This window comes from Synechococcus sp. A15-28, assembly GCF_014280175.1.
GTDB lineage: Bacteria > Cyanobacteriota > Cyanobacteriia > PCC-6307 > Cyanobiaceae > Parasynechococcus.
In genome coordinates this window covers 1,244,033-1,261,045 of sequence record NZ_CP047931.1, presented here as the reverse complement: position 1 = coordinate 1,261,045, position 17,013 = coordinate 1,244,033, and the positions used below count along the sequence as shown (strand labels likewise).

Annotated in this window: 30 protein-coding genes and 1 riboswitch; of the genes, 13 read left to right on the top strand and 17 right to left on the bottom strand. The window is 60.4% G+C overall.

Translation table 11 applies throughout. The features are described from left to right. Positions 1 to 2: 2 nt before the first annotated feature. From SynA1528_RS07095 to SynA1528_RS07070, 6 genes are all read right to left on the bottom strand, one after another. Entirely contained in the window at positions 3 to 830 is an 828-nt protein-coding gene (locus SynA1528_RS07095; protein ID WP_186586155.1) for an ABC transporter permease, read from the bottom strand. Further along, positions 830 to 1,831, bottom strand: coding sequence for an ABC transporter substrate-binding protein (locus SynA1528_RS07090; RefSeq protein ID WP_186586154.1), 1,002 nt, complete (start codon positions 1,829 to 1,831; stop codon positions 830 to 832). The genes SynA1528_RS07095 and SynA1528_RS07090 overlap by 1 nt, the downstream gene beginning before the upstream one ends. A 38-nt stretch (positions 1,832 to 1,869) precedes the next feature. Then, a complete protein-coding gene (gene hypB, locus SynA1528_RS07085) occupies positions 1,870 to 2,589 on the bottom strand; it encodes a hydrogenase nickel incorporation protein HypB (protein ID WP_186586153.1) in 720 nt (239 codons plus the stop codon). A gap of 19 nt (positions 2,590 to 2,608) precedes the next feature. Then, positions 2,609 to 3,007: a hydrogenase maturation nickel metallochaperone HypA/HybF gene (locus SynA1528_RS07080; RefSeq protein ID WP_186586152.1), complete on the bottom strand. Its 399-nt coding sequence runs from the start codon at positions 3,005 to 3,007 to the stop codon at positions 2,609 to 2,611. Positions 3,008 to 3,010: 3 nt separating this feature from the next. Beyond that, positions 3,011 to 4,201: an agmatinase gene (gene speB, locus SynA1528_RS07075; RefSeq protein ID WP_186586151.1), complete on the bottom strand. Its 1,191-nt coding sequence runs from the start codon at positions 4,199 to 4,201 to the stop codon at positions 3,011 to 3,013. A 24-nt stretch (positions 4,202 to 4,225) separates the two neighbouring features. Next, positions 4,226 to 4,324: riboswitch (guanidine-I (ykkC/yxkD leader) on the bottom strand. 59 nt (positions 4,325 to 4,383) lie between these two features. After that, positions 4,384 to 4,632: a hypothetical protein gene (locus SynA1528_RS07070; protein WP_286187764.1), complete on the bottom strand. Its 249-nt coding sequence runs from the start codon at positions 4,630 to 4,632 to the stop codon at positions 4,384 to 4,386. A gap of 67 nt (positions 4,633 to 4,699) precedes the next feature. On the opposite strand from SynA1528_RS07070, the gene SynA1528_RS07065 reads away from it, so the two are divergent. After that, positions 4,700 to 4,948: a hypothetical protein gene (locus SynA1528_RS07065; protein ID WP_186586150.1), complete on the top strand. Its 249-nt coding sequence runs from the start codon at positions 4,700 to 4,702 to the stop codon at positions 4,946 to 4,948. Between the two features lie 55 nt (positions 4,949 to 5,003). Here the strand turns inward: SynA1528_RS07065 and SynA1528_RS07060 are convergent, their stop codons facing one another. Then, a complete protein-coding gene (locus tag SynA1528_RS07060; RefSeq protein ID WP_186586149.1) occupies positions 5,004 to 5,108 on the bottom strand; it encodes a DUF4278 domain-containing protein in 105 nt (34 codons plus the stop codon). Between the two features lie 573 nt (positions 5,109 to 5,681). Here SynA1528_RS07060 and SynA1528_RS07055 point away from each other — a divergent pair. Both SynA1528_RS07055 and SynA1528_RS07050 read left to right on the top strand, forming a co-directional pair. Then, the gene (locus SynA1528_RS07055) at positions 5,682 to 5,873 is read left to right on the top strand and encodes a hypothetical protein (protein WP_186586148.1); all 192 of its coding nucleotides are present in this window, start codon (positions 5,682 to 5,684) and stop codon (positions 5,871 to 5,873) included. 24 nt (positions 5,874 to 5,897) lie between these two features. Beyond that, entirely contained in the window at positions 5,898 to 6,050 is a 153-nt protein-coding gene (locus SynA1528_RS07050; protein ID WP_186586147.1) for a hypothetical protein, read from the top strand. A 10-nt stretch (positions 6,051 to 6,060) separates the two neighbouring features. Here the strand turns inward: SynA1528_RS07050 and SynA1528_RS07045 are convergent, their stop codons facing one another. Then, positions 6,061 to 7,305 carry a cytochrome P450 gene (locus tag SynA1528_RS07045; RefSeq protein ID WP_186586146.1) on the bottom strand — a complete coding sequence of 415 codons (1,245 nt, stop codon included), beginning with the start codon at positions 7,303 to 7,305 and terminating at the stop codon, positions 6,061 to 6,063. Between the two features lie 63 nt (positions 7,306 to 7,368). Between SynA1528_RS07045 and SynA1528_RS07040 the strand changes: the two genes are divergently transcribed. Further along, a complete protein-coding gene (locus SynA1528_RS07040; RefSeq protein WP_186586145.1) occupies positions 7,369 to 7,593 on the top strand; it encodes a hypothetical protein in 225 nt (74 codons plus the stop codon). Between the two features lie 44 nt (positions 7,594 to 7,637). Beyond that, a complete protein-coding gene (locus tag SynA1528_RS07035; protein ID WP_186586144.1) occupies positions 7,638 to 8,123 on the top strand; it encodes a cupin domain-containing protein in 486 nt (161 codons plus the stop codon). 9 nt (positions 8,124 to 8,132) lie between these two features. Here SynA1528_RS07035 and SynA1528_RS07030 read toward each other — a convergent pair whose 3' ends face one another. The 6 genes from SynA1528_RS07030 to SynA1528_RS07005 form a co-directional block, all read right to left on the bottom strand. Continuing rightward, the gene (locus tag SynA1528_RS07030; RefSeq protein WP_186586143.1) at positions 8,133 to 8,345 is read right to left on the bottom strand and encodes a hypothetical protein; all 213 of its coding nucleotides are present in this window, start codon (positions 8,343 to 8,345) and stop codon (positions 8,133 to 8,135) included. Between the two features lie 64 nt (positions 8,346 to 8,409). Continuing rightward, on the bottom strand, positions 8,410 to 8,709 hold the full coding sequence (locus SynA1528_RS07025) for a DUF3104 domain-containing protein (RefSeq protein ID WP_186586142.1): 300 nt from the start codon (positions 8,707 to 8,709) through the stop codon (positions 8,410 to 8,412). A 53-nt stretch (positions 8,710 to 8,762) separates the two neighbouring features. Next, positions 8,763 to 9,266 carry a DUF924 family protein gene (locus SynA1528_RS07020; RefSeq protein WP_186586141.1) on the bottom strand — a complete coding sequence of 168 codons (504 nt, stop codon included), beginning with the start codon at positions 9,264 to 9,266 and terminating at the stop codon, positions 8,763 to 8,765. 17 nt (positions 9,267 to 9,283) lie between these two features. After that, positions 9,284 to 9,775 carry a lipocalin-like domain-containing protein gene (locus SynA1528_RS07015; protein WP_353616590.1) on the bottom strand — a complete coding sequence of 164 codons (492 nt, stop codon included), beginning with the start codon at positions 9,773 to 9,775 and terminating at the stop codon, positions 9,284 to 9,286. A 2-nt stretch (positions 9,776 to 9,777) separates the two neighbouring features. After that, on the bottom strand, positions 9,778 to 11,457 hold the full coding sequence (locus SynA1528_RS07010) for a protein adenylyltransferase SelO family protein (RefSeq protein ID WP_186586140.1): 1,680 nt from the start codon (positions 11,455 to 11,457) through the stop codon (positions 9,778 to 9,780). 56 nt (positions 11,458 to 11,513) lie between these two features. After that, positions 11,514 to 11,690, bottom strand: a complete 177-nt coding sequence (locus SynA1528_RS07005) for a hypothetical protein (protein ID WP_186586139.1) — start codon at positions 11,688 to 11,690, stop codon at positions 11,514 to 11,516. A 227-nt stretch (positions 11,691 to 11,917) separates the two neighbouring features. On the opposite strand from SynA1528_RS07005, the gene SynA1528_RS07000 reads away from it, so the two are divergent. From SynA1528_RS07000 to SynA1528_RS06985, 4 genes are all read left to right on the top strand, one after another. Continuing rightward, positions 11,918 to 12,115 carry a hypothetical protein gene (locus SynA1528_RS07000; RefSeq protein ID WP_186586138.1) on the top strand — a complete coding sequence of 66 codons (198 nt, stop codon included), beginning with the start codon at positions 11,918 to 11,920 and terminating at the stop codon, positions 12,113 to 12,115. Beyond that, on the top strand, positions 12,112 to 12,501 hold the full coding sequence (locus tag SynA1528_RS06995; RefSeq protein WP_186586137.1) for a DoxX family protein: 390 nt from the start codon (positions 12,112 to 12,114) through the stop codon (positions 12,499 to 12,501). Before SynA1528_RS07000 ends, SynA1528_RS06995 begins: the two co-directional genes overlap by 4 nt. After that, positions 12,502 to 12,921, top strand: coding sequence for a DUF1330 domain-containing protein (locus tag SynA1528_RS06990; RefSeq protein ID WP_186586136.1), 420 nt, complete (start codon positions 12,502 to 12,504; stop codon positions 12,919 to 12,921). Positions 12,922 to 13,503: 582 nt separating this feature from the next. Next, on the top strand, positions 13,504 to 13,653 hold the full coding sequence (locus tag SynA1528_RS06985; protein ID WP_186572863.1) for a hypothetical protein: 150 nt from the start codon (positions 13,504 to 13,506) through the stop codon (positions 13,651 to 13,653). Positions 13,654 to 13,684: 31 nt separating this feature from the next. On the opposite strand, the gene SynA1528_RS06980 is transcribed toward SynA1528_RS06985, so the two are convergent. Continuing rightward, positions 13,685 to 13,846 (bottom strand): hypothetical protein, encoded by a 162-nt coding sequence (locus SynA1528_RS06980; protein WP_186586135.1) that lies wholly within the window; start codon positions 13,844 to 13,846, stop codon positions 13,685 to 13,687. A 190-nt stretch (positions 13,847 to 14,036) separates the two neighbouring features. Between SynA1528_RS06980 and SynA1528_RS06975 the strand changes: the two genes are divergently transcribed. From SynA1528_RS06975 to SynA1528_RS06960, 4 genes are read left to right on the top strand one after another with little or no spacing between them, the layout of a single operon-like run. Then, a complete protein-coding gene (locus SynA1528_RS06975; protein ID WP_186586134.1) occupies positions 14,037 to 14,213 on the top strand; it encodes a DUF8642 family protein in 177 nt (58 codons plus the stop codon). Between the two features lie 40 nt (positions 14,214 to 14,253). Further along, entirely contained in the window at positions 14,254 to 14,469 is a 216-nt protein-coding gene (locus tag SynA1528_RS06970; protein ID WP_186586133.1) for a Nif11-like leader peptide family natural product precursor, read from the top strand. A gap of 50 nt (positions 14,470 to 14,519) precedes the next feature. Then, positions 14,520 to 14,804 (top strand): DUF427 domain-containing protein, encoded by a 285-nt coding sequence (locus SynA1528_RS06965; protein ID WP_186586132.1) that lies wholly within the window; start codon positions 14,520 to 14,522, stop codon positions 14,802 to 14,804. Further along, positions 14,801 to 14,965 carry a hypothetical protein gene (locus tag SynA1528_RS06960; RefSeq protein WP_186511528.1) on the top strand — a complete coding sequence of 55 codons (165 nt, stop codon included), beginning with the start codon at positions 14,801 to 14,803 and terminating at the stop codon, positions 14,963 to 14,965. The genes SynA1528_RS06965 and SynA1528_RS06960 overlap by 4 nt, the downstream gene beginning before the upstream one ends. A gap of 4 nt (positions 14,966 to 14,969) precedes the next feature. On the opposite strand, the gene SynA1528_RS06955 is transcribed toward SynA1528_RS06960, so the two are convergent. Both SynA1528_RS06955 and SynA1528_RS06950 read right to left on the bottom strand, forming a co-directional pair. Then, positions 14,970 to 15,167, bottom strand: coding sequence for a DUF7441 family protein (locus SynA1528_RS06955; RefSeq protein WP_186586131.1), 198 nt, complete (start codon positions 15,165 to 15,167; stop codon positions 14,970 to 14,972). A 39-nt stretch (positions 15,168 to 15,206) separates the two neighbouring features. Beyond that, positions 15,207 to 16,961 carry a gamma-glutamyltransferase family protein gene (locus SynA1528_RS06950; RefSeq protein WP_186586130.1) on the bottom strand — a complete coding sequence of 585 codons (1,755 nt, stop codon included), beginning with the start codon at positions 16,959 to 16,961 and terminating at the stop codon, positions 15,207 to 15,209. Positions 16,962 to 17,013 lie beyond the last annotated feature (52 nt).

Sequence of the window (17,013 nt, the reverse complement as noted above, 5' to 3'; positions counted from 1 at the left end):
GGTCAGACCGCCCAACGACAGCTGAGACGAAGCAACAGTCGGAAGCCCATGTCGATAGCGAACCCGATCAGCCCAAGCACGATCAGCTCGGCAAAGATCTGATCCGTGCGGAAGAAACGCTGGGCCAATTGAATGCGTTTGCCCAGACCCACTTCGGCTGCCACAAGCTCAGCCACCACCACGAGATTCCAGGACGTGGCGATGTTGATGCGCAGGGTGTCGATGATGCTCGGCAAGCTGTAACGCGCCACAACCTGCACCAGAACCTGACTGCTGCGGCCGCCGAGTGTCAGGGTGGTTTCGATGAGTTCCTTGGGAACGAATTTCACCGCATCCATCACCATCAGGATGTTGAAATAGATCGTGCCAAGAAAGATCAACGCGATCTTGGGTTCTTCACCAATGCCGAGGTAGATGATCAGCAGGGGGATGAACGCGGCTGCCGGCATGTAGCGCAGCATGGCGATCAGAGGCTCACAGAGAGCGCAGATCGCCGGGTAAACCCCCATGCAGATACCGATCGGTACGGCCAGCACCGTGGCCAGAAGGAATCCGGCGAAGACGCGTCCGGTGCTGGCGACGATGTCCTGAAACAGGATGCCGCTTTCGGCCATGGAGGCCAGGGACTTGAAAACAGCCGCTGGAGACGGCAGAAATTTCTCATCCACCAGCCCAAGTGAGGCGATAGCAGCCCAGGCCAGCAGGGGAAGAAGCAGGGAGGCGACCTGCAGGCCGCCGCGCACGGTTCCCGACGGGGTGGCCCCCAGGGTGACCAGAGAGAGGAGCCCTGCGCTCTTCCCCTTGTGGGCAGCGGCGGCCGTGACAGTCATCAGGAGTCAGCGACCTTCTTGATGAAGCTGGAATCGAACAGGTTGCTCATGTCCGGTTTCTCGGGAATGAATCCGACCGACACCATGAAGTCAGCCATGGATTCCGAGGCGTAAGGCATGAATTGCATTCCCTCGCCATCGCTGAAAGCTTCCAGGTTCTCCTTGATCGAGAAAAAACGGGTTCCGTCCTTGTACTGCTCGTATTCCTCTGTGGGGATGCCAGCTCTCTTGGCCATGATCGCCTCCGATTTCTCGGGGTTCTTCTCCATGTAGTCGCGCACATCCCACCAGGTTTTGACGATCTTTTGAACGTCGTCGGGCCGTTCCTTGATCAAATCACCACTGACAGTGAGCAGATCAGGGATGGCGCCTGGATACTCCTTGGAGCTGGCAATCACCCGAGCACCCTCTCGCTGCATAGCAGTGCCGGTGTAAGGAGGGAAGGCGCCGACAGCATCCACCTGACCGGCTGCGAAAGCCGTGGCGGCCTGGTCTGTGGGCATGCCCTTGATCACTACATCCTCACGGCTGAGGCCGACATCCTTCAGGGCAAGGCTGAGCAGATAGTCGTCGACGACTCCTTCTTCCACAGCCACCGTCTTGCCTTTTAGTTCGGCGACGGATGTGATCGAGGCATCGGCAATGATCTGATCGTTGCCGGCGGAATTGTCGTTGACCAGCACTACAACCTCGCCACCGTTCTCACCAGGCAGGAAGGAGATGGTGTCGTTGAGTGTTTGGGAATTGCCGTCGATCTTGCCGGCAGCAAAGGTTTCCATCGACTGCACGTAGCCGTCGAACCATTTCATTTCAACGTTCACGCCGTTCTTTTCGAACAGCTTCTCTTCCACGGCGATGGCCCATGGCCACCAGCCGGCCCAGTTGCTGTAGCCGAGCACGATCGGAGTCCCGCCCACCGCTGGCGTTGAGGGTTTGGAACAGGCAACGGCCAGAACGACCGCCAGGCCGGCGATCAGGAGATTGCGGAGTTGTTTGGTCATGGCATTGGCGTGATGGGGAAGGAGGAGAGGGACTGTGCTCAGGCGGTAGCCAGAGCGGGGGACTGAATGGCTGAAGCTCCAGTGGTGCGCTCGGCAATGGCCTGTCGCACCCACTGGTGCCAGGTCTCGAGCCCTTCGCCGCTGATGGCGGAGACCTCGATCACCGTGGCGTTGGGATTGATGCTGAGGATGTTGCGGCGGATCGCCCCCAGCTCCACAGGCAGGTGGGGAAGCAGATCGACCTTGGTGATCAGCACCACATCGGCCTGACGGAACATCAGCGGGTATTTAAGTGGTTTGTCGTCGCCTTCGGTGACGCTGAGCAGGGCCACCTTGTGGTGTTCGCCAACATCAAATTCGGCGGGACAAACGAGGTTTCCGACGTTCTCCACCAGCAGCAGATCGAGCTGGGCGGGATCCAGTCGCTGTTTCAGCAATGTGAGCCCACCGCTCACCATGGAGGCATCGAGATGGCACGCCCGACCGGTGGTGATGGGCACCACCGGAATGCCGACGGCCTCAAGCCGCTCAGCGTCGAGCTGGGTGGTCATGTCTCCCTCCAAGACAGCCATCTTGTGCTGCGCTGTCAGGACGGGAAGGGAGCGTTCCAGCAGGGCCGTCTTACCGGCTCCAGGACTGCTCATCAGATTGAGGCAGAGCAGGTTCCAACACTCAAAGTGCTCCTGGTTGTGCTCCGCCTGGTGTTGGTTGGCGGCGAGAAGGTTGAGACCGAGGGTGTCCTCGAGGGGCATGTGCATGGTTATGTCGTTATGGGTTTCAGCGCGAACGCTGGATTGAGGTGGACTCAAGAGCAGCACCTGGATCACTGCGGTAATCGATGCTGCGGATCCTCAGTTCCCTGCCGCTGAGAATGTCTTCAAGGGGGTGATCACAGCAGGGGGATCGGTAGGCGTTCTCCGGAGTTGGGGAATAACTGCTTTTGCAGAGCACACAGCACCCAACGAAGGGGATGTCTGTGATGGTGAGTCGGGAGCCATCCAGCCAGGTGCCCTGGACAGCGGCGTTGTACGTGGTCACCAGCTGATCGGGCTCCACGCAGGTGAAACGCCCCACATCGAGATGAATGACTTCCACCATTGCGCTGGGATCATCCCGACGTTCCCGCCACTCATTGAGGGAGATCTGTAGACATTTGGTCATGTCGACTTCGTGCATGGCTTACCTCCACTTCTGATCGACGTTCATGTTGCAGACATCGCTGATCCAGGCCGGCGTGCCCTTTCGGGGCAGCTGGCCGCTGACCACGAGGTGAGCCATGGCATCGCAGATCACGCGGGTGGCCATCAATGAGGTCATGTCACTAATGTCATACGGAGGCGACACCTCAACGATCTCGAGCCCACAGACCGGGATATTGCGGACAATCAACTCGAGCAGCTTGAGGGCTTCTCGCGGCAGCAGGCCGCCCGGTTCGGGCCAACCGGTACCCGGCACAAAGCCGGCATCGATGCAGTCGATATCAAAGGAGATGTAGACGCAGTCAGTACCATCCGTGGCCCGTTCTATGGCGTACTGAGCAGCCGCCTCCAGGCCCATCTCGGTGATGTCGGTGACTGTGAGAACGTTGGTGCCGCGTTCACGGCAAACCTTCACCCCTTCCCTGGGAACTTGCCAACCACCGATGCCGAGCTGCACCAGGTTTTCAGCTGGGGCATTCGCCATGTTGGTGGCGTGGAACCACGGACAGGTGTGCATGCGTTCATCCAGGTCGATCTCCTGGGTGTCGACATGTCGATCGAAGTGGATGATGCCCACTTTCTTGTCACCGAGATGGCGGCAAACACCACGAACAGTGGGGAAGCCGATGGAGTGGTCGCCGCCGAGAATGATCGGGAAGGCGCCGCTGGCGAAGACGTGGGCGATGCCCTTGGAGATCTGATCGAAACTCTTCTCGTTGTTGGCTGGAATCGTGAAGATGTCTCCGACATCGCACAGGGTGATCTGTTCACGCAGGTCCACTCCCATCTCGTAGTTGTACGGGGTGTACAGCGCAGAAATCCTGCGGATGCCCTGGGGGCCGAATCGGGTGCCTGGTCGGTACGTCGTCCCACAATCGTGGGGTACTCCGATGATGGCGACGTCGTAGTTCCCCACCTGGGTGACATCCTCCAGGTAGGGAGCCTTCATGAAAGTGTTGATTCCTGCAAAGTGAGGCAATTCGCCTCGCGAAAACGTGGAGATGTTGCGGTCCACGATGCTCTCGGCTGCTTCGAGGCCAAAACGCTTGGCCTGATCAACTTCCTGTTGCCAGCCGGTGAGCGGGAGTTTCCGTTCTTTTTCGAGCGCAGCGAAACCCTCGCTGGGGTGCGATCGCTGGAAGGCCCCAGTGGGGTCTGAGGGGGAGGACATCGGAGGGGAGATGGGGTGGATGCGGTCTCCCGGGCTTTTGTCCCTCCGTGCAGTCGGCAGAACCGACCGAAACCTCTCGGACCAGTCATCCCTGACGGAACCGGAACCCTAGGTTTCTCCGCAAGCCCACTGTCCGTTGCAGCGGCAACTCATGTGGTGTGATCAGCTACGAAATGTCGCCATCAACTGATCGGTGAGGTTCGAGTCGGCTTCGAGGGGCCTGGTTCGTTTCTGTCTTTGCCATCCGTCTGTTCAGCCTCCATGCGGTCCAGACAGGTGGAGCACAGCACGCGGCCTTTCATGCGCAGATAAGTGGCCATCGAGCGCTCGATGCGCATGCTGCAGCCGGCACAGACGAACAGTGGCATTCCGATTGGGTCGACGCCCCCTCCTAACGCGATCTTCAAGCGCTGGTTGGTTGTGCTGAACAACAGGGGGTACCCATCAGGCGGCTCTGATCCCGAAGAGTTCAGGTAACTTCGGCGATCTCACCGATGCATGGGCCATCACGGAAGCATCTGTGAGGGGCGCATGATCCTGACGCGCTATTTGAGCAGCAGCGGCTGGGTGGAGGAATGTTCCCACCAGACCCTGTTTAATGCCTACGTGGATGCGCGCCGTCGCTGTGTTGTTCGGGGCTGTCCCTACGTGTTGTTCGATGCCGACACAGGCAGCACCCTGTCGGTGCTCACGGTGAAGCAGTGTCTACATCAGTACGGCGTTGATGGTGAATTAACCGTTGGCTGAGGGCAAAAAAAAGCCCCGCCAAGGCGGGGAAAGTCAGCCACATCAACGATGGGGCTTACTGAGCCACTTTGTGACCGCGATACACCAAAACAGAACGCTTGCTGTTTTGGGCAGCAGCGTTGTTCTGCACGTACTTCTGGCCGCGATAGGTCAGGGTCATGATGGGTTCCTCGAAGCAAGCTCAGGTCCCCGTTCCATGGCCTGAGTCGAACTGCGCCTCACCGGAGGTGAGGTGAACGTGATGCTGTAGCAGTTGCTACATCACAGTTCTACAGGCTCTGTCTTCGGCTGTGTCGTTCGTGCCGCTACACAACACGATTTTGGCGTGGAAATGGCCTCAACCAAGCCCTGAATAGTCCTGGCGGAGTTCCATCCAGCTGGTCTCGATGCGTTGTCCTGTCGGACGATCTGCATCCGGACGAAGAGGGCGTGGGAGAAGAGCAGGTTTTGTTTTTTTATCGTTCGATATGGCTGTTAATGGTGTTAACGGCATGGTTGTGAGGGCGTGTTTTCAACAATTTCCTCCTCCGTGCACCCCCTGGACTGCTGCAATGGCGACGAAATGGAGGTTTCGACGGCCATCGCTCGGGGCTGTGGACTCAAAGATTCTCTGAAGATGATGATCAGACGAACACTTCTGGCCGAATTCTGTGTCGCTTGATGCTTACGGAAGATGACGTTGACGGCGCCGTTGAGCAACATCCTTACGTTATGGGAACGATTGGTTGATGAGATGAACCCCCCTCAGAACAAGGACGACTGGGTCAGAGCCCAGAAGCTGAAGGTCCACAAACCCATTGATGTCGACACCTTGATGTGGGTCCGTCAGCGCCTCATGCGTTTTGAAGTGGAGATGCGCTGGGCAGATCGCATCTGTGTGTTTGAGGAGTTCTTCCCCAACGACGCGATCACACCGCAGCTTTAGGCTCTCGCTTCCGTCGAGGTTGCGATGCCTGAACCATTGGCCTTCATGCTCGGTGAGCTGGAGATCAGCAACCTCACCGCGGCCGTACTGGTGGTGTTTGCGCTTGTGTTTGTGGGGAGTTTCGCTGTGGTCTCCGTGAAGACCGGTGAATGGATCAAGCCGTCCAGGAAGGAGTGAACACTTCGGTTCAACGGGCTGTTGCCGTCACCAGAAGTCCATCGCGAGGCGTCGGGCTTGGAATCAACTGAAGGCTGAGATCCTGATCGGGCTCCAGTTGCAACTGAACGCGTTGCAGCAGCCCCGTCGCCATCAGCCGGATCTCCAGTTCCGCCAAGGCTTTCCCCAGGCACACCCGTTCACCCCCACCGAAGGGCAGCAGGGTCTGCTGGAACGAACCATCCAGATGACGCTGCGGCCGGAAGGCCTCCAGGTCGGTCTGGTCCGTCGCACTCGAGGAGCTCAGCACCACCTGAATTACGCGTCCCTGGGGAATCGCCACATCCGCCAGCTCGATCGACTGGGTGTTTCTCCGGAAGAAGCCGCCCACCGGCGGAGTCATCCGCATCACTTCCAGGACGGTGGCATCCAGCCTTGACGGACGTTCGTGGCTGTTCAGATCCTGCATCAGCCAGTGCTCCACCTCCGGGTTCAGCAGCAGCGCCCGGAACAGGCAGCTCAATGAGGATGCGGTGGTTTCGTAGCCGGCGAAGAGCAGCAGCAGCAGTTGTTCAACAAGATCGTCGTCATCAAGCGGGAGTCCCGCTTCATCCAGTCCGCCGCTGAGCAGATCAAGGCCACCTTTCCTTTCGACGTTGCTGGTCTGCAGCACGGTCTTCAGTCGTGCCAGGAGGCGTTGCCGAGCGGCAAGGGCGCGGGCGAAGGGCGTCCCTGGCAGGGCGAGGGGGATTGAAAACAGGGCGCGCGTCCAGATCTCGAAATCGGTGAACAGGGCGTCGCGGTTTGCGTTGTCCAACCCCAACACCGTTGTGGCGATCACCGAGAAGGCGAAGCGGCGCATCCGCGCTGCCAGGGGAACCGGCCCATCAGTGTGCTGCAGCTCATCAGCAAGGTCGTCGACCAGGGCTTCGATCTGTGGGGTGTAACGGCTGAGGGCAGCACTGGAGAACAGCTGTCCCACCACGCGGCGACGCGCTTTGTGGTCCGCACCGCTGCGGTTGGCGAGAGACTTGCTCCCCAGCAGCTGCCGCACGCTGTCCGGCCACCAGCCTTGAAGGGAGTCTTCCTGCTTCAGGAGGTCTCCGATGGCGCGTTCGCCGCGGATGAACACGATGCTCTGGGCCAGCAGCTTGGTTTCGAACACGTCTCCCAGCTCACTGAAGCGGCGCTGGCTGAAGGATGGATCGCGAAAAAAGGCCAGTGTCTCGCCAAGGCCTGTCACCGCACCTGTGTTGGGCAAGGCTGCGGCCGTCATGGATCCAGGTGCGTGGTTGCGATCAAGCTATTGCCAGGATTACGGGAGTGACGGCACCGATCGATGGCCCTGCAGTTGCACTCCGCCGATTTTCTCCATGACGACGGCGTCACCTACTGCATCCGGCGTGAGCGCCTGGATCAGGACTTCACGATCTACGAGAAACGTGATGGGGCCTGGATTGACAGTGGTCTGGATCAGGCGGTGAAGAACGTGAATTTCGACGAGGTCAAGCGACTCGGGTTGCTGATCAAGCGGATCATGGATGCGGACCGCTGGGTGGCCTGAGAATTCGCGGCACACTGCAGGCATCTCCAACCCCGTTCCGGCTCATGCTGAAGACAGCTTTTCCATCAATGGCGGCGTCAGCCCTGTTGATGCTGGGTGTTGTTGGCTGCGCCGGCGGGTCAACAAGCTCCACTGATCAGGCTTCCACGGACGCCCCATCGACGGACGCCAAGATCGAAGCGATCTTCAGCGGCAGCAAGACCCTGAACGGGACCGATCTGCAATACCCCGAGGGCAAGCCGGAATTGCGTCTGTTCCGCGTTGAGCTCCCTTCGGGAGGCAAGATCCCCTTGCACACCCACCCTGCCCCTATGCTGGTGTATATGCAGGCCACCGATTCCGGTGAACTGCTCAACACCCGTGTGCAGCCGGATGGCAGCGAGGTGAGCAGCGTGTTCAAGCCCGGCGAGAGCTTCACTGAAGGTGCCTCAGAACCCCACTTTGTAGAGAACAAGGGAGACACCCCCACAGTTGTTTGGGTGATGGTGGCGTCTGTGGAAGGTCTGCCGACCACGGAGTGGATCAAGTGAACCCAGCCTTCAGGCGCTGATGCGACCCATCGCCCTCTGCATGCGTGCGGCAATCGGCAGCGATGGCATGGGGATGGCGTTCAGAAGTTGACGTTCAGCGCGTGCAGATAGCAGGGCATTGACAACATTGCCCTGCTTGTCTTTGTAGCTGTACGCATCCAACGTGCGAGGGTCAATACTGGCGGAAATCTTGTTGCCATCTCGCAGTAAATATCTTGCCATCGCAATACTGAATTGGCGTTATCAAAACATGTGTGCACGCGGTTTTGTGCAGTTTGTTCAGAGCTCACGACACGCGCTTGTGGCGCTCCGATGTGAAGTCCACCACGTTGCTGGTTTCCAGGCCGCTCAGCACCAGTCGGGTCGCTTCGTCGGCACTGATCCAGCGCACAAGGCCTGTATCGCAGTCAGCGACCTGGAACAACGTCGGCACGCGCGGATCTCGTGCTCCTCCATCCACATGGATGATCCAGCCCATCCACCATTCGCTGCCAGCACAGGTGTCGCTTGCGAGCGGCTCAACGAGGACCAGGTCTCCAGCCTTGAAGCCGAGGAACGGCGGTGCTTCCTTGCTTGCCAGAGCCATGCCATGCCTTTGTGGTACAGGTGTACTGGTTCTAGCAAGGGTGGTGTGGCCTGTCAGGGGTGATTCTGCTCACTTCCCCGGGCCCGGTCCCGCCAGGGGTAGCGCCCGAAGCGTTGCGGCTGATCGAGGTTGTGCTGGGCCAGGTCCGCCGTGGCCTGGTCCACGTGGATCTGCAGCAGTGGGATCGCCCGCTGCACCACGACAGCGTTCTCGCTGTGCAGCATCGGCATCAGCCAGAACTGGCGTCTGGCCCGTTGCGGTTCCAAGGTGATCCACCCCAGCGCTTGGGCCCGCTGGCTCAACCGCAGCGCCTGTTCATCACCGACAAAGGCCCGGGCCTCGCCCCGCCAGAGCTGGCGGCTGAACTGATCCAGCAGCAGCACCAGGGCCAGGCACGATGACGGCTCCGCCTCCCAGCTGTGCAGGCCGCCAGCCAGGGCCTGTTCCACCAGCGCACCGAACCGCCAGCGAACCTCCAGATCGAACGCCTCGCTGCGGCGAAACCACTGCCAAGGTCGGCACTGCTCGAACCAGAAGTCGAGGATTGCCTCGTGCATGGATCAGCTCGGATCGATCAACAGCGCTGAAAGCGCACGATGCTGCGGGTCATTCCCTTCTCCGGCCAGTTGGGCATCACCCGCCATGGGGTGCTGACGATCAACTGATCGTTCTCCACCCGGTAAAAACGGGTCTGCTCCGTGCCGACCCAGGAGGGATTCCAGGCCACATCAACCTGGGTGATCCAGCGATCCCCCTCCAACCGGTAGCTGCCGGTGTAGGCAATCATGCTGTTGAGCAGATGGGATTGTTCTTCAGCGGTGGTCGCGGGCTGGCGCCCCTGGGCTGACAGGGTGAAGGACAACCGACCTTCGGCCGTGAAGATCACATAACCCGTGGGCTGCTCTCCCATCGGCGCAAAGGTTTCACCGGTTCCCTGCACCTCCACCACGTAGGAGATAAGGCTCCAGACGCCTTGCACCGGGTTGCTCCGGTGCGTCTGCTGGGGCTGGATCGAGCTGGCGGTCATCAGCCGTTGCCGTGGTGTGGGGCGCCCCCAAGCTGTCACGTTCAGGACGAACAGCTGTAGTGAGAGATGCCGCCGGCGCTGAAGAACTGCTGCGGCCTGAGTTGGTCGTAGCGGGCCGCCAGTTCAGGGGAGGGGTCGCTGTAGGGGTTGCTGAACAGGGTCTGCAGTTCCAGCACCAGGCTGTTGTCGCCCAGCTCCGCCTGTTGATAGGCGGGGGCGATCAGCCATTCCCGCCAGGTGATGGCGGGGTTGACGCGCCGCATGGCCGCAGACGTCTCCTCCAGGTTGCCGTTGGCGGTGATCCGCTCGCGCCAGCGTTGCAGCCAGGTCTGCCAGCGTTGATCCAGGTCTTCGGAACAGGGCAGGTAGAAACTCGCGTGCAACTCGGCGACCCGCTCGGGAATGGCCGAGAGCAGGCGGAAGGCCTTGATGTAGTCGGCCTTGGCGGCCACCAACAGCTGCAACAGCTCGGTCACCAGGGCTTCGTCGTAGGCGGGGAGTGCCAGCTTGCTGGCCCACATCGCCTCCAGTTGCTGCTGCATGGCCACTGCAAACCCTTCGTTGAGTAGATCGAGCTCGCGCTGGGCTGCGTCATCCCCCTCCAGCAGAGTGCGCAGGGATCGCCAGAACATCCGGTAGTTGGCCTCCGCTGCTGTCGGCTGATTGAAGAAGGAGAAGTGGGCCCCACCACCGGTCCAGGGTTGGAAGCGGGGGTCGAACAATTCGCAGAAGCCGAAGGGGCCGTAGTCGAGGGTGTAACCGCCGGCTGCGCAGTTGTCGCTGTTGAAGTTGCCCTGGCAGTAGCCGACGCGCATCCAGTTGGCGACCAGGGCCGTGAGTCGACTGCGGAACAGACGCGCCAGCTCCAGCACCTGCTGATGGAAGGGCAGGGCGGCGTCAATCTCGGTGCGGTAGTTGCGGTCGATCAGGTGCTGCACTATCAGCCGCAGTTCCTCCTGGGCATCGGGATGGGCGTTGTCGCGTGCGCGGCGTGCGAACAGCTCGATCTGCCCCACCCGCAGAAACGACGGCGCCACCCGAGTGCTGATGGCGGCCTGGTTGTCGACCATCACGTCGGGATCAAAGGAGCGTGACTGGTCCGAGTACCAGGGGCGTCGCACCGTTTCGGCTTCGGAGCGATACAGCGCCAGTGAACGGGAGGTGGGAACGCCGAGGGCATGCATGAACTCCTGGGCCAGAAATTCGCGCACGCTGGAGCGGAGTACGGCCCGGCCATCGGCCCCACGGCAGTAGGGGGTCGGGCCGCCGCCCTTCAGTTGCATCTCCCAGCGCTGGCCCTCAAAAACCCCCTCAACGATCGACATCGCCCGGCCGTCGCCGTAGCCGTTGCCGGTGCCGAAGGGGCACTGCTGGATGTATTCCGTGCCGTAGATCGACAGGGCATAGCCGGTGGCCCACCCCCACGGGTGCATCGGGTCGGTTGCCACCGATGCATCACCGGAGAAGAGCCGGGTGAAGTCGGCGTTGTGGGCGAGGTCATCGCTGAGACCAAGTTCCGCGAACAAACGGAAGCTGTGGGCGACGTATTTCGGATCCGGAATGGGTGTGGGCTTCACCGGCACCCAGTGGCCTGAGAACACCGGCCTGGGGCGGTGGTCATTGCCGTCCGCTGTGGCTTCAGGATCAGGCTTCAGCGCTTTCAGCAGTGAGTAGTCGATCCGCTGGCTGAAGTCCTCAAAACTGTGCGCGACGGTGGGCATGGGGTCGAACCAGCGATCCGCTGATGCTATTGAAAGCATCACTGCGGCCTGATCGGTCAGCGCAGAGCCGAAAAGCCGTTTCGGCGCAGGTATGCCGTGCCGCAGTACTGGGCCGAGTGCTGCCCATCAGGACCTGCTAAGGCTGACTCAAGACGCCGTACCAGCGCCTCACGTTTGGCGGCCTCACGATCCTGAGGGCCAAAAGCTGATCCGTTCCAAACCATTGTTGTCATCGCATCCAAGGGAAGCAAGCCCAGACCCCCGTTCCATGGCCTGAGTCGAGCTGCGCTCCGCAGAAAGCGAAGTGAACGCTGCGTCGTGGTGACGACATTTCTGTCTTAGTCCCCCAGTATCACGTTGTCCAGCTCTGACAGGGCGCCATGACGAATGCTTTGGTTTGAGTCGTCACATTTACGTTGGATTTGCGTGGCTAGGTTGAAGAAATCCCCGTCTGAAGACGATGCATCGCTTCATCCTGAGAGACGGCAAAATTTTCTCGTCAGCCACGTCACCGCCGTCGGATGATGTTCTGGCGATCAAAGACGACGACAACAAGGTGATTGCGTATTGCTTCATGACCGATGAGTCGGAGGATGCATTCATCCGGGCCGTCAGGGGAGATTGGGATGAGCGTTTTATCTGGAAAAACTGGACATGACCTCTCAGCTCCTGCTCGATTGGCTCGGGCGAGTTTTAATGGCTGCGTTGTTTGTCAAAGCCGTTCCCGGAAAAGTGACGGATTTCAGCGGAACGGTTGATGTGATCGCTTCAAAAGGGATCGCCGAACCCTTGGCTGGATGTCTCCTGGCCAGTGCCATCACCTGTTTGATCTTCGGATCGGTTGTTTTTGTTTTTGGAACGAACACCCGGCTCGGGGCGTCGCTGCTGCTGGTGTTTCTCGTGCCCACCACGCTGCTTTTTCACACGTTTCCGGTGGATAGCGGCTTCTTCATGAACGTGGCCCTGATTGGTGCATTGTTGTTGGCGCTCACTCGGTCCAGTGCAGGAGCAGTGCCCAGCTTTCGTTGGCTACGGCACCGGTGATTGGCCAGCGATGATGACGGAACACTGCTGATTGATCCGATGCGTTTCAACCTCACGGCCGTTGTCGGCATCGCAGCCGGATCGATTGGGCTGATTGCCGGGGTGCTGATCCCGAAGCCTCAGCAGAATTACGGCATGGCAGTTGTGACTGGAACCACCAAGGCCGAACCAGCCATGAAGGGCTACATCGAAAAGGTGGATGCCCTGATGGAGGAGTGGGGCTGTGAGTATCTCGTTCGCCAGCGCAACACCTTGCTGATGGAAGGTGATGGAGGTCCCTTGACGGTGGTGACTGCCTGCAAGGGCAAGACCCTCCAGGACGGCATCGATTTTTACAAAAGCCCCGCGTATCAGGAGTTGGTGAAGCTGCGAGCTCCATTCACGGATTGGGACTTTCGTCTTGTGCAAGGACGGTTCTAAGCCTCTTCTGCTGGATGTGGATGACTCAGAACAGGGCAATGATTGGACTGAACAAGCCGATAAACCCAGCGGTCACAAGGGCAGCGGTGAGGGTGTACATGGTTCAGCATTTGCGTGGGGTCAAGCGGGCGGCAAGGCCTCCGCTGATGCCAACGATGATGGCCAGTGCAATCAGTTCCATCGGTTGAAGCGTTGAATGAATATTTCAATCATCTGTTTTGATCGATCATAAAAACGTATCGGATGATTCGTTGCAGGCCGTTTAAGTGAATCTGCTTAATCGGAAGGGTTTGAATCATCCGCAACCATGTTGAGTGATTAAGGGGTTGGTTGTGACCGACATCCTTGAAGCAGTTAATTGGGTTTTTAGTGTTCAAAGCTTTTCTGGTTGATGGAAATTCTTCTTGCGAGATGTTTGATCTTCCCTGTGGCGGCTTTGTGGATCCAGTCCAATGAAGATGAGGATGATGAGGACAACTTCGACTTCCTCTGACGTCTTCGGCGTCTATTGAACGGTCGGTGTTTTCACCGATGACGATCGATTTCTGCCGACCTACACCATCAGCAGAGACCGATCGATCCTTGGGAAAAGTCAGAAAAGTCACGTCCGATGCTCAGCGCGAAGAAACGCTGATCACCAGCCTCATTGGCTTGATGGCCATTTTTGTGGCTGTCGCAGTCTGGTGGAGCGTTGCCCCCCAGTGGCTCACCAGCACCTGGCAGACCCTCTGAGGCCAGACGTCCGGAGGTGGCTCGCCCTGCTTCATGCCATCGGTGACTCCTGGCGTTTCAAGGCAGTCTGGGCCTGGCGCCAGCCTTTCACCATGACGCAGCTGGTCTGATGGCAGACCAGGTAGCGGCCGTTGCCAACGGCGTCGATTGTTTGACCTTGTGAGTTGGCAAAGATGCGGCTTTTGAATTCCATGACCTCGTCCATGCGCTGGTTTCACTCTTGTGGTTTGTCGCCCAGATGACAACCGGCGGCAAGGCTTGTTCACGATCCGGATAAGTATTTCTTCCTGAGATTATTTCCCTAAGTATTTTATTCTCCGCAATGTTTTTATTGACTAGCCATCAAGGCTGCTCGTAAAGGTGTCGCACTCGCAAGAATTCAGATGTACTCACTCAAGCAGGAACATCAACACCAATCCATTGGCGAACGGTGGCAGGCCCACGATGAGTATTTCGTCTGCATCAGCGCCTGCGACATCCATGACCAGACCTGTGTCACCACTTGTCTGACGACTCACTTGCAGATCGATGACGGTTCGGATCTGTCGATCGCATCCTGAGTCGTCGTTTACGGTTCACGGCCCTTCGCTGAGGCGGGCGATGGCTCTCGATCAACTGAAAGGCTTCCTGCTGCGTCTGCAGGACGACGAGGCCCTGAAGCAGTCAGTGCTGGCGGCATCCACAGCCGATGATGTCGCCAAGATTGCCGGCGGGCTGGGCTATTCCTTCAGCGGGGATGAATTGCTGCGGTTCTCCGGCAACAAGGTGGGGCGGGTGACGGTGTCCAAGCAGGAGACGCCTGGTGAATACAACTGATTCCGGGACAGATTTTCTAGCCTGCGCCCAGCGACGAACGGTGCCAGATCATGCAGGCGATCTTCAACGGCACGGTCCTGGCTGACAGCGATGACATCGTGATGGTGGATGGCAACCCCTATTTCCCCCGCGCTGCTATGGCAGAGGAGTTCTTCCGCGCGTCCGATCACACCACGGTCTGTGGATGGAAAGGCACGGCTCGCTACTGGGATGTGGTGGTTGGCGATCAGGTGATCCGCAACGCCGTTTGGGCCTACGACACCCCCAAGCCAGACGCCGAATCAATCCGTGAACGCTTCGCCTTCTACCGGGGCAAAGGGGTGGAGCTGAAGTGACGATTCCCTTCGGTGAACCTGAACCTTCGGATGCGCTGCTGAACAAGTCGGTGTCGTCCGATCGGTTGCGCTTCTGGCTCAACACGCGGCTGCGTCTTTTGGCAAAGGAGCAGCGCATTCAGGATGCGCGAGCTCTTCGCGGAGAGTTTTCGCTTGACTGAAGCCTCAGCCATAGCCGCCACGCGGGCGGGATGGTTTGGTGGCGGGCAGCACCTCAATCACCCGTGGCTTGATCCGACTTGAGTACCAGAGATCGGTGGCTTCGGCGTAGCTGCCGGTGTCCTTGAACGAGCCATCGCGGAACTGCACCCGATAGCGGTGGCGGTCGTAGGGCCGTGGGTCCGTGTCCTCGAAGCTCTTCATCAGCAGCGCACATTTGGAACACCATCCTGCTGGGATTCGTCAGTCAGCTGACAGGGCAGTGCCCTCCCGGCGGGGGTCGGCTGCTCCGTGCCAGCGGCCGTTGATCTTCTGCAGCAGGGCGGTGCCGCTGCCTAGGCGTTGGCGACGGATCGGTTGATCACCGGGAGTGAGTTGGTCGAGGGCAACGGGCCAGGGGAGGGGCGGATCCTGTTCCAGCACCAATCCATTGCGGCGCCGCGACAGATGCGGCAGCCCGACGGCCCGTGTCGGTGGCTCACGCCAGATCAGGGAGGCCAGCAGCACGCGGCTGAGCACGTGGGGGATGCTGCGTCCGCCGGGACTGCCGACCGACAGCAGCGGTTGTCCCCGCTCGAACACGATCATCGGAGCCATCGACGACACCGGCCGACGACCGGGCCGGCGGCGGTTGGCCACCGGCTGGCCGTTGATGCTGGGGCGGAAGGCAAAGTCGGTGAGCTGGTTGTTCAGCACCATTCCCGCCACGAGATGGCGGCTGCCGAAGACCGTTTCCACCGAGCTGGTGTAAGCAGCGAGGTTTCCCTGGCCATCGACGATCGCCAGATGGGTGGTGCCCTGTTCGCGGCTTTGCTCCGGCAGCGCATAGGGGTAGGCCGCCAGGCCAGGGGGCAGCCCCGGAGTCGGGCGAGCCGCGGGGGAGGTCTGCAGGGCAATGGCGCGGGACTGGATGTAGACGGGATCCAGCAAGGGGCCTGTCGGAATGGCCCCATCCATGGGGTCGTGCACCCAGTAGAGGCGATCGGCATCAGCCCAGGCCTGGGCTCGCGCCAGCAGCCGCCAGGTCTGCGGATCGGCAGGGTCGCTCAATGCGTTGCTCTGGTTCAGCAGTGCCAGGGTCTGCAACACCGCCAGCCCGCCGCTGCTCGGTGGCGGCACCGTGCAGAGCCGGTAGCTGCGCAGCCGGTGGCAGAGCGGTGAGCGCTGAACCACGGCGTAGCCAGCCAGATCGGCAGGGTTCCAGCCGCGGAAGTCGGGCTGGTCGGTCTGCAGGGCAGCCATCCCGGCAAGGATCTGCTGGGCCAGTTCGCCTTTGTAGAAGGACGGGCCGCCGTCCTTGGCCAGCAGCTCCAGGGTGCGGGCCAGGGCCGGATTGCGGAAGGGCCGGTTGGCCGGAGGCGGTTGGCCGCCGGGCAGATACAGCGCCTGAAAGGCCGGGCTGTGGTCCACGCCGATGCGTTGGGCGATGCCGATGGAACGGCGCAGGCGGGGGCTGGGGCGGAACCCATCACGGGCAAGACGGATGGCCGGCTGCAACGTGGTGGCCCAGGGCAGGCGACCGTGCTGTTGATGGACGTCCCAGAGCAGAGCCACGGTGCCAGGCACACCGATGGCCTCCGGGCGGCTGGTGGCCTCGCGCCAGGGCAGCGGTTCGCCGGAGGGCTGCAGCAGATCGTCCGGACGGCTGCTCAGGGGGGCGACCTCACGGCCATCGAGCACCTGCAGCTGTTGCTGCCGGGCATCCCAGTGCATCAGAAAACCACCACCGGCCAGGCCGGAACTCTGCGGTTCCACCACGGCCAGCACCGCCTGGGCGCTCACCAGGGCATCCACTGCCGAACCGCCGGCCTTGAGTACTGCCACAACGGCCCGGCTGGCGCGGGGATTGGCGGTAACGACCACCGCATCACCTGCGGCGGTGGAGATGGCGGCTTGGCCGGGATCGGCGGATTCCGGGTCGTCGCGGCTCACCGGTGCGGCGGCTGCGCTGGTGCTGCTGATGCAGAGGCCGAGGATCAGCAGCAGGGCACGCAACATCAGGGCAGCGGCTTCGGGGCCAGGGTGAACCCTGCCTAGCTTGTCGGCCTTC

Excerpts from the sequence above, each read along its gene's own strand:
- SynA1528_RS07065 (WP_186586150.1), top strand. The coding sequence starts at position 4,700 with ATGGGCCATCACGGAAGCATCTGTGAGGGGCGCATGATCCTGACGCGC.
- SynA1528_RS07055 (WP_186586148.1), top strand. The coding sequence starts at position 5,682 with ATGAACCCCCCTCAGAACAAGGACGACTGGGTCAGAGCCCAGAAGCTG.
- SynA1528_RS06955 (WP_186586131.1), bottom strand. The coding sequence starts at position 15,167 with ATGAAGAGCTTCGAGGACACGGACCCACGGCCCTACGACCGCCACCGC.
- SynA1528_RS06970 (WP_186586133.1), top strand. The coding sequence starts at position 14,254 with ATGGCTCTCGATCAACTGAAAGGCTTCCTGCTGCGTCTGCAGGACGAC.
- SynA1528_RS07000 (WP_186586138.1), top strand. The coding sequence starts at position 11,918 with ATGCATCGCTTCATCCTGAGAGACGGCAAAATTTTCTCGTCAGCCACG.
- SynA1528_RS07010 (WP_186586140.1), bottom strand. The coding sequence starts at position 11,457 with ATGCCCACCGTCGCGCACAGTTTTGAGGACTTCAGCCAGCGGATCGAC.
- SynA1528_RS06995 (WP_186586137.1), top strand. The coding sequence starts at position 12,112 with ATGACCTCTCAGCTCCTGCTCGATTGGCTCGGGCGAGTTTTAATGGCT.
- SynA1528_RS07045 (WP_186586146.1), bottom strand. The coding sequence starts at position 7,305 with ATGACGGCCGCAGCCTTGCCCAACACAGGTGCGGTGACAGGCCTTGGC.
- SynA1528_RS06965 (WP_186586132.1), top strand. The coding sequence starts at position 14,520 with ATGCAGGCGATCTTCAACGGCACGGTCCTGGCTGACAGCGATGACATC.
- SynA1528_RS07030 (WP_186586143.1), bottom strand. The coding sequence starts at position 8,345 with ATGGCAAGATATTTACTGCGAGATGGCAACAAGATTTCCGCCAGTATT.
- SynA1528_RS07080 (WP_186586152.1), bottom strand. The coding sequence starts at position 3,007 with ATGCACGAAGTCGACATGACCAAATGTCTACAGATCTCCCTCAATGAG.
- SynA1528_RS06975 (WP_186586134.1), top strand. The coding sequence starts at position 14,037 with ATGTACTCACTCAAGCAGGAACATCAACACCAATCCATTGGCGAACGG.
- SynA1528_RS07090 (WP_186586154.1), bottom strand. The coding sequence starts at position 1,831 with ATGACCAAACAACTCCGCAATCTCCTGATCGCCGGCCTGGCGGTCGTT.
- SynA1528_RS07035 (WP_186586144.1), top strand. The coding sequence starts at position 7,638 with ATGCTGAAGACAGCTTTTCCATCAATGGCGGCGTCAGCCCTGTTGATG.
- SynA1528_RS07020 (WP_186586141.1), bottom strand. The coding sequence starts at position 9,266 with ATGCACGAGGCAATCCTCGACTTCTGGTTCGAGCAGTGCCGACCTTGG.
- SynA1528_RS07040 (WP_186586145.1), top strand. The coding sequence starts at position 7,369 with ATGGCCCTGCAGTTGCACTCCGCCGATTTTCTCCATGACGACGGCGTC.
- SynA1528_RS07095 (WP_186586155.1), bottom strand. The coding sequence starts at position 830 with ATGACTGTCACGGCCGCCGCTGCCCACAAGGGGAAGAGCGCAGGGCTC.
- SynA1528_RS07005 (WP_186586139.1), bottom strand. The coding sequence starts at position 11,690 with ATGACAACAATGGTTTGGAACGGATCAGCTTTTGGCCCTCAGGATCGT.
- speB (WP_186586151.1), bottom strand. The coding sequence starts at position 4,201 with ATGTCCTCCCCCTCAGACCCCACTGGGGCCTTCCAGCGATCGCACCCC.
- SynA1528_RS06950 (WP_186586130.1), bottom strand. The coding sequence starts at position 16,961 with ATGTTGCGTGCCCTGCTGCTGATCCTCGGCCTCTGCATCAGCAGCACC.
- hypB (WP_186586153.1), bottom strand. The coding sequence starts at position 2,589 with ATGCACATGCCCCTCGAGGACACCCTCGGTCTCAACCTTCTCGCCGCC.
- SynA1528_RS06980 (WP_186586135.1), bottom strand. The coding sequence starts at position 13,846 with ATGGAATTCAAAAGCCGCATCTTTGCCAACTCACAAGGTCAAACAATC.
- SynA1528_RS07050 (WP_186586147.1), top strand. The coding sequence starts at position 5,898 with ATGCCTGAACCATTGGCCTTCATGCTCGGTGAGCTGGAGATCAGCAAC.
- SynA1528_RS07025 (WP_186586142.1), bottom strand. The coding sequence starts at position 8,709 with ATGGCTCTGGCAAGCAAGGAAGCACCGCCGTTCCTCGGCTTCAAGGCT.
- SynA1528_RS07060 (WP_186586149.1), bottom strand. The coding sequence starts at position 5,108 with ATGACCCTGACCTATCGCGGCCAGAAGTACGTGCAGAACAACGCTGCT.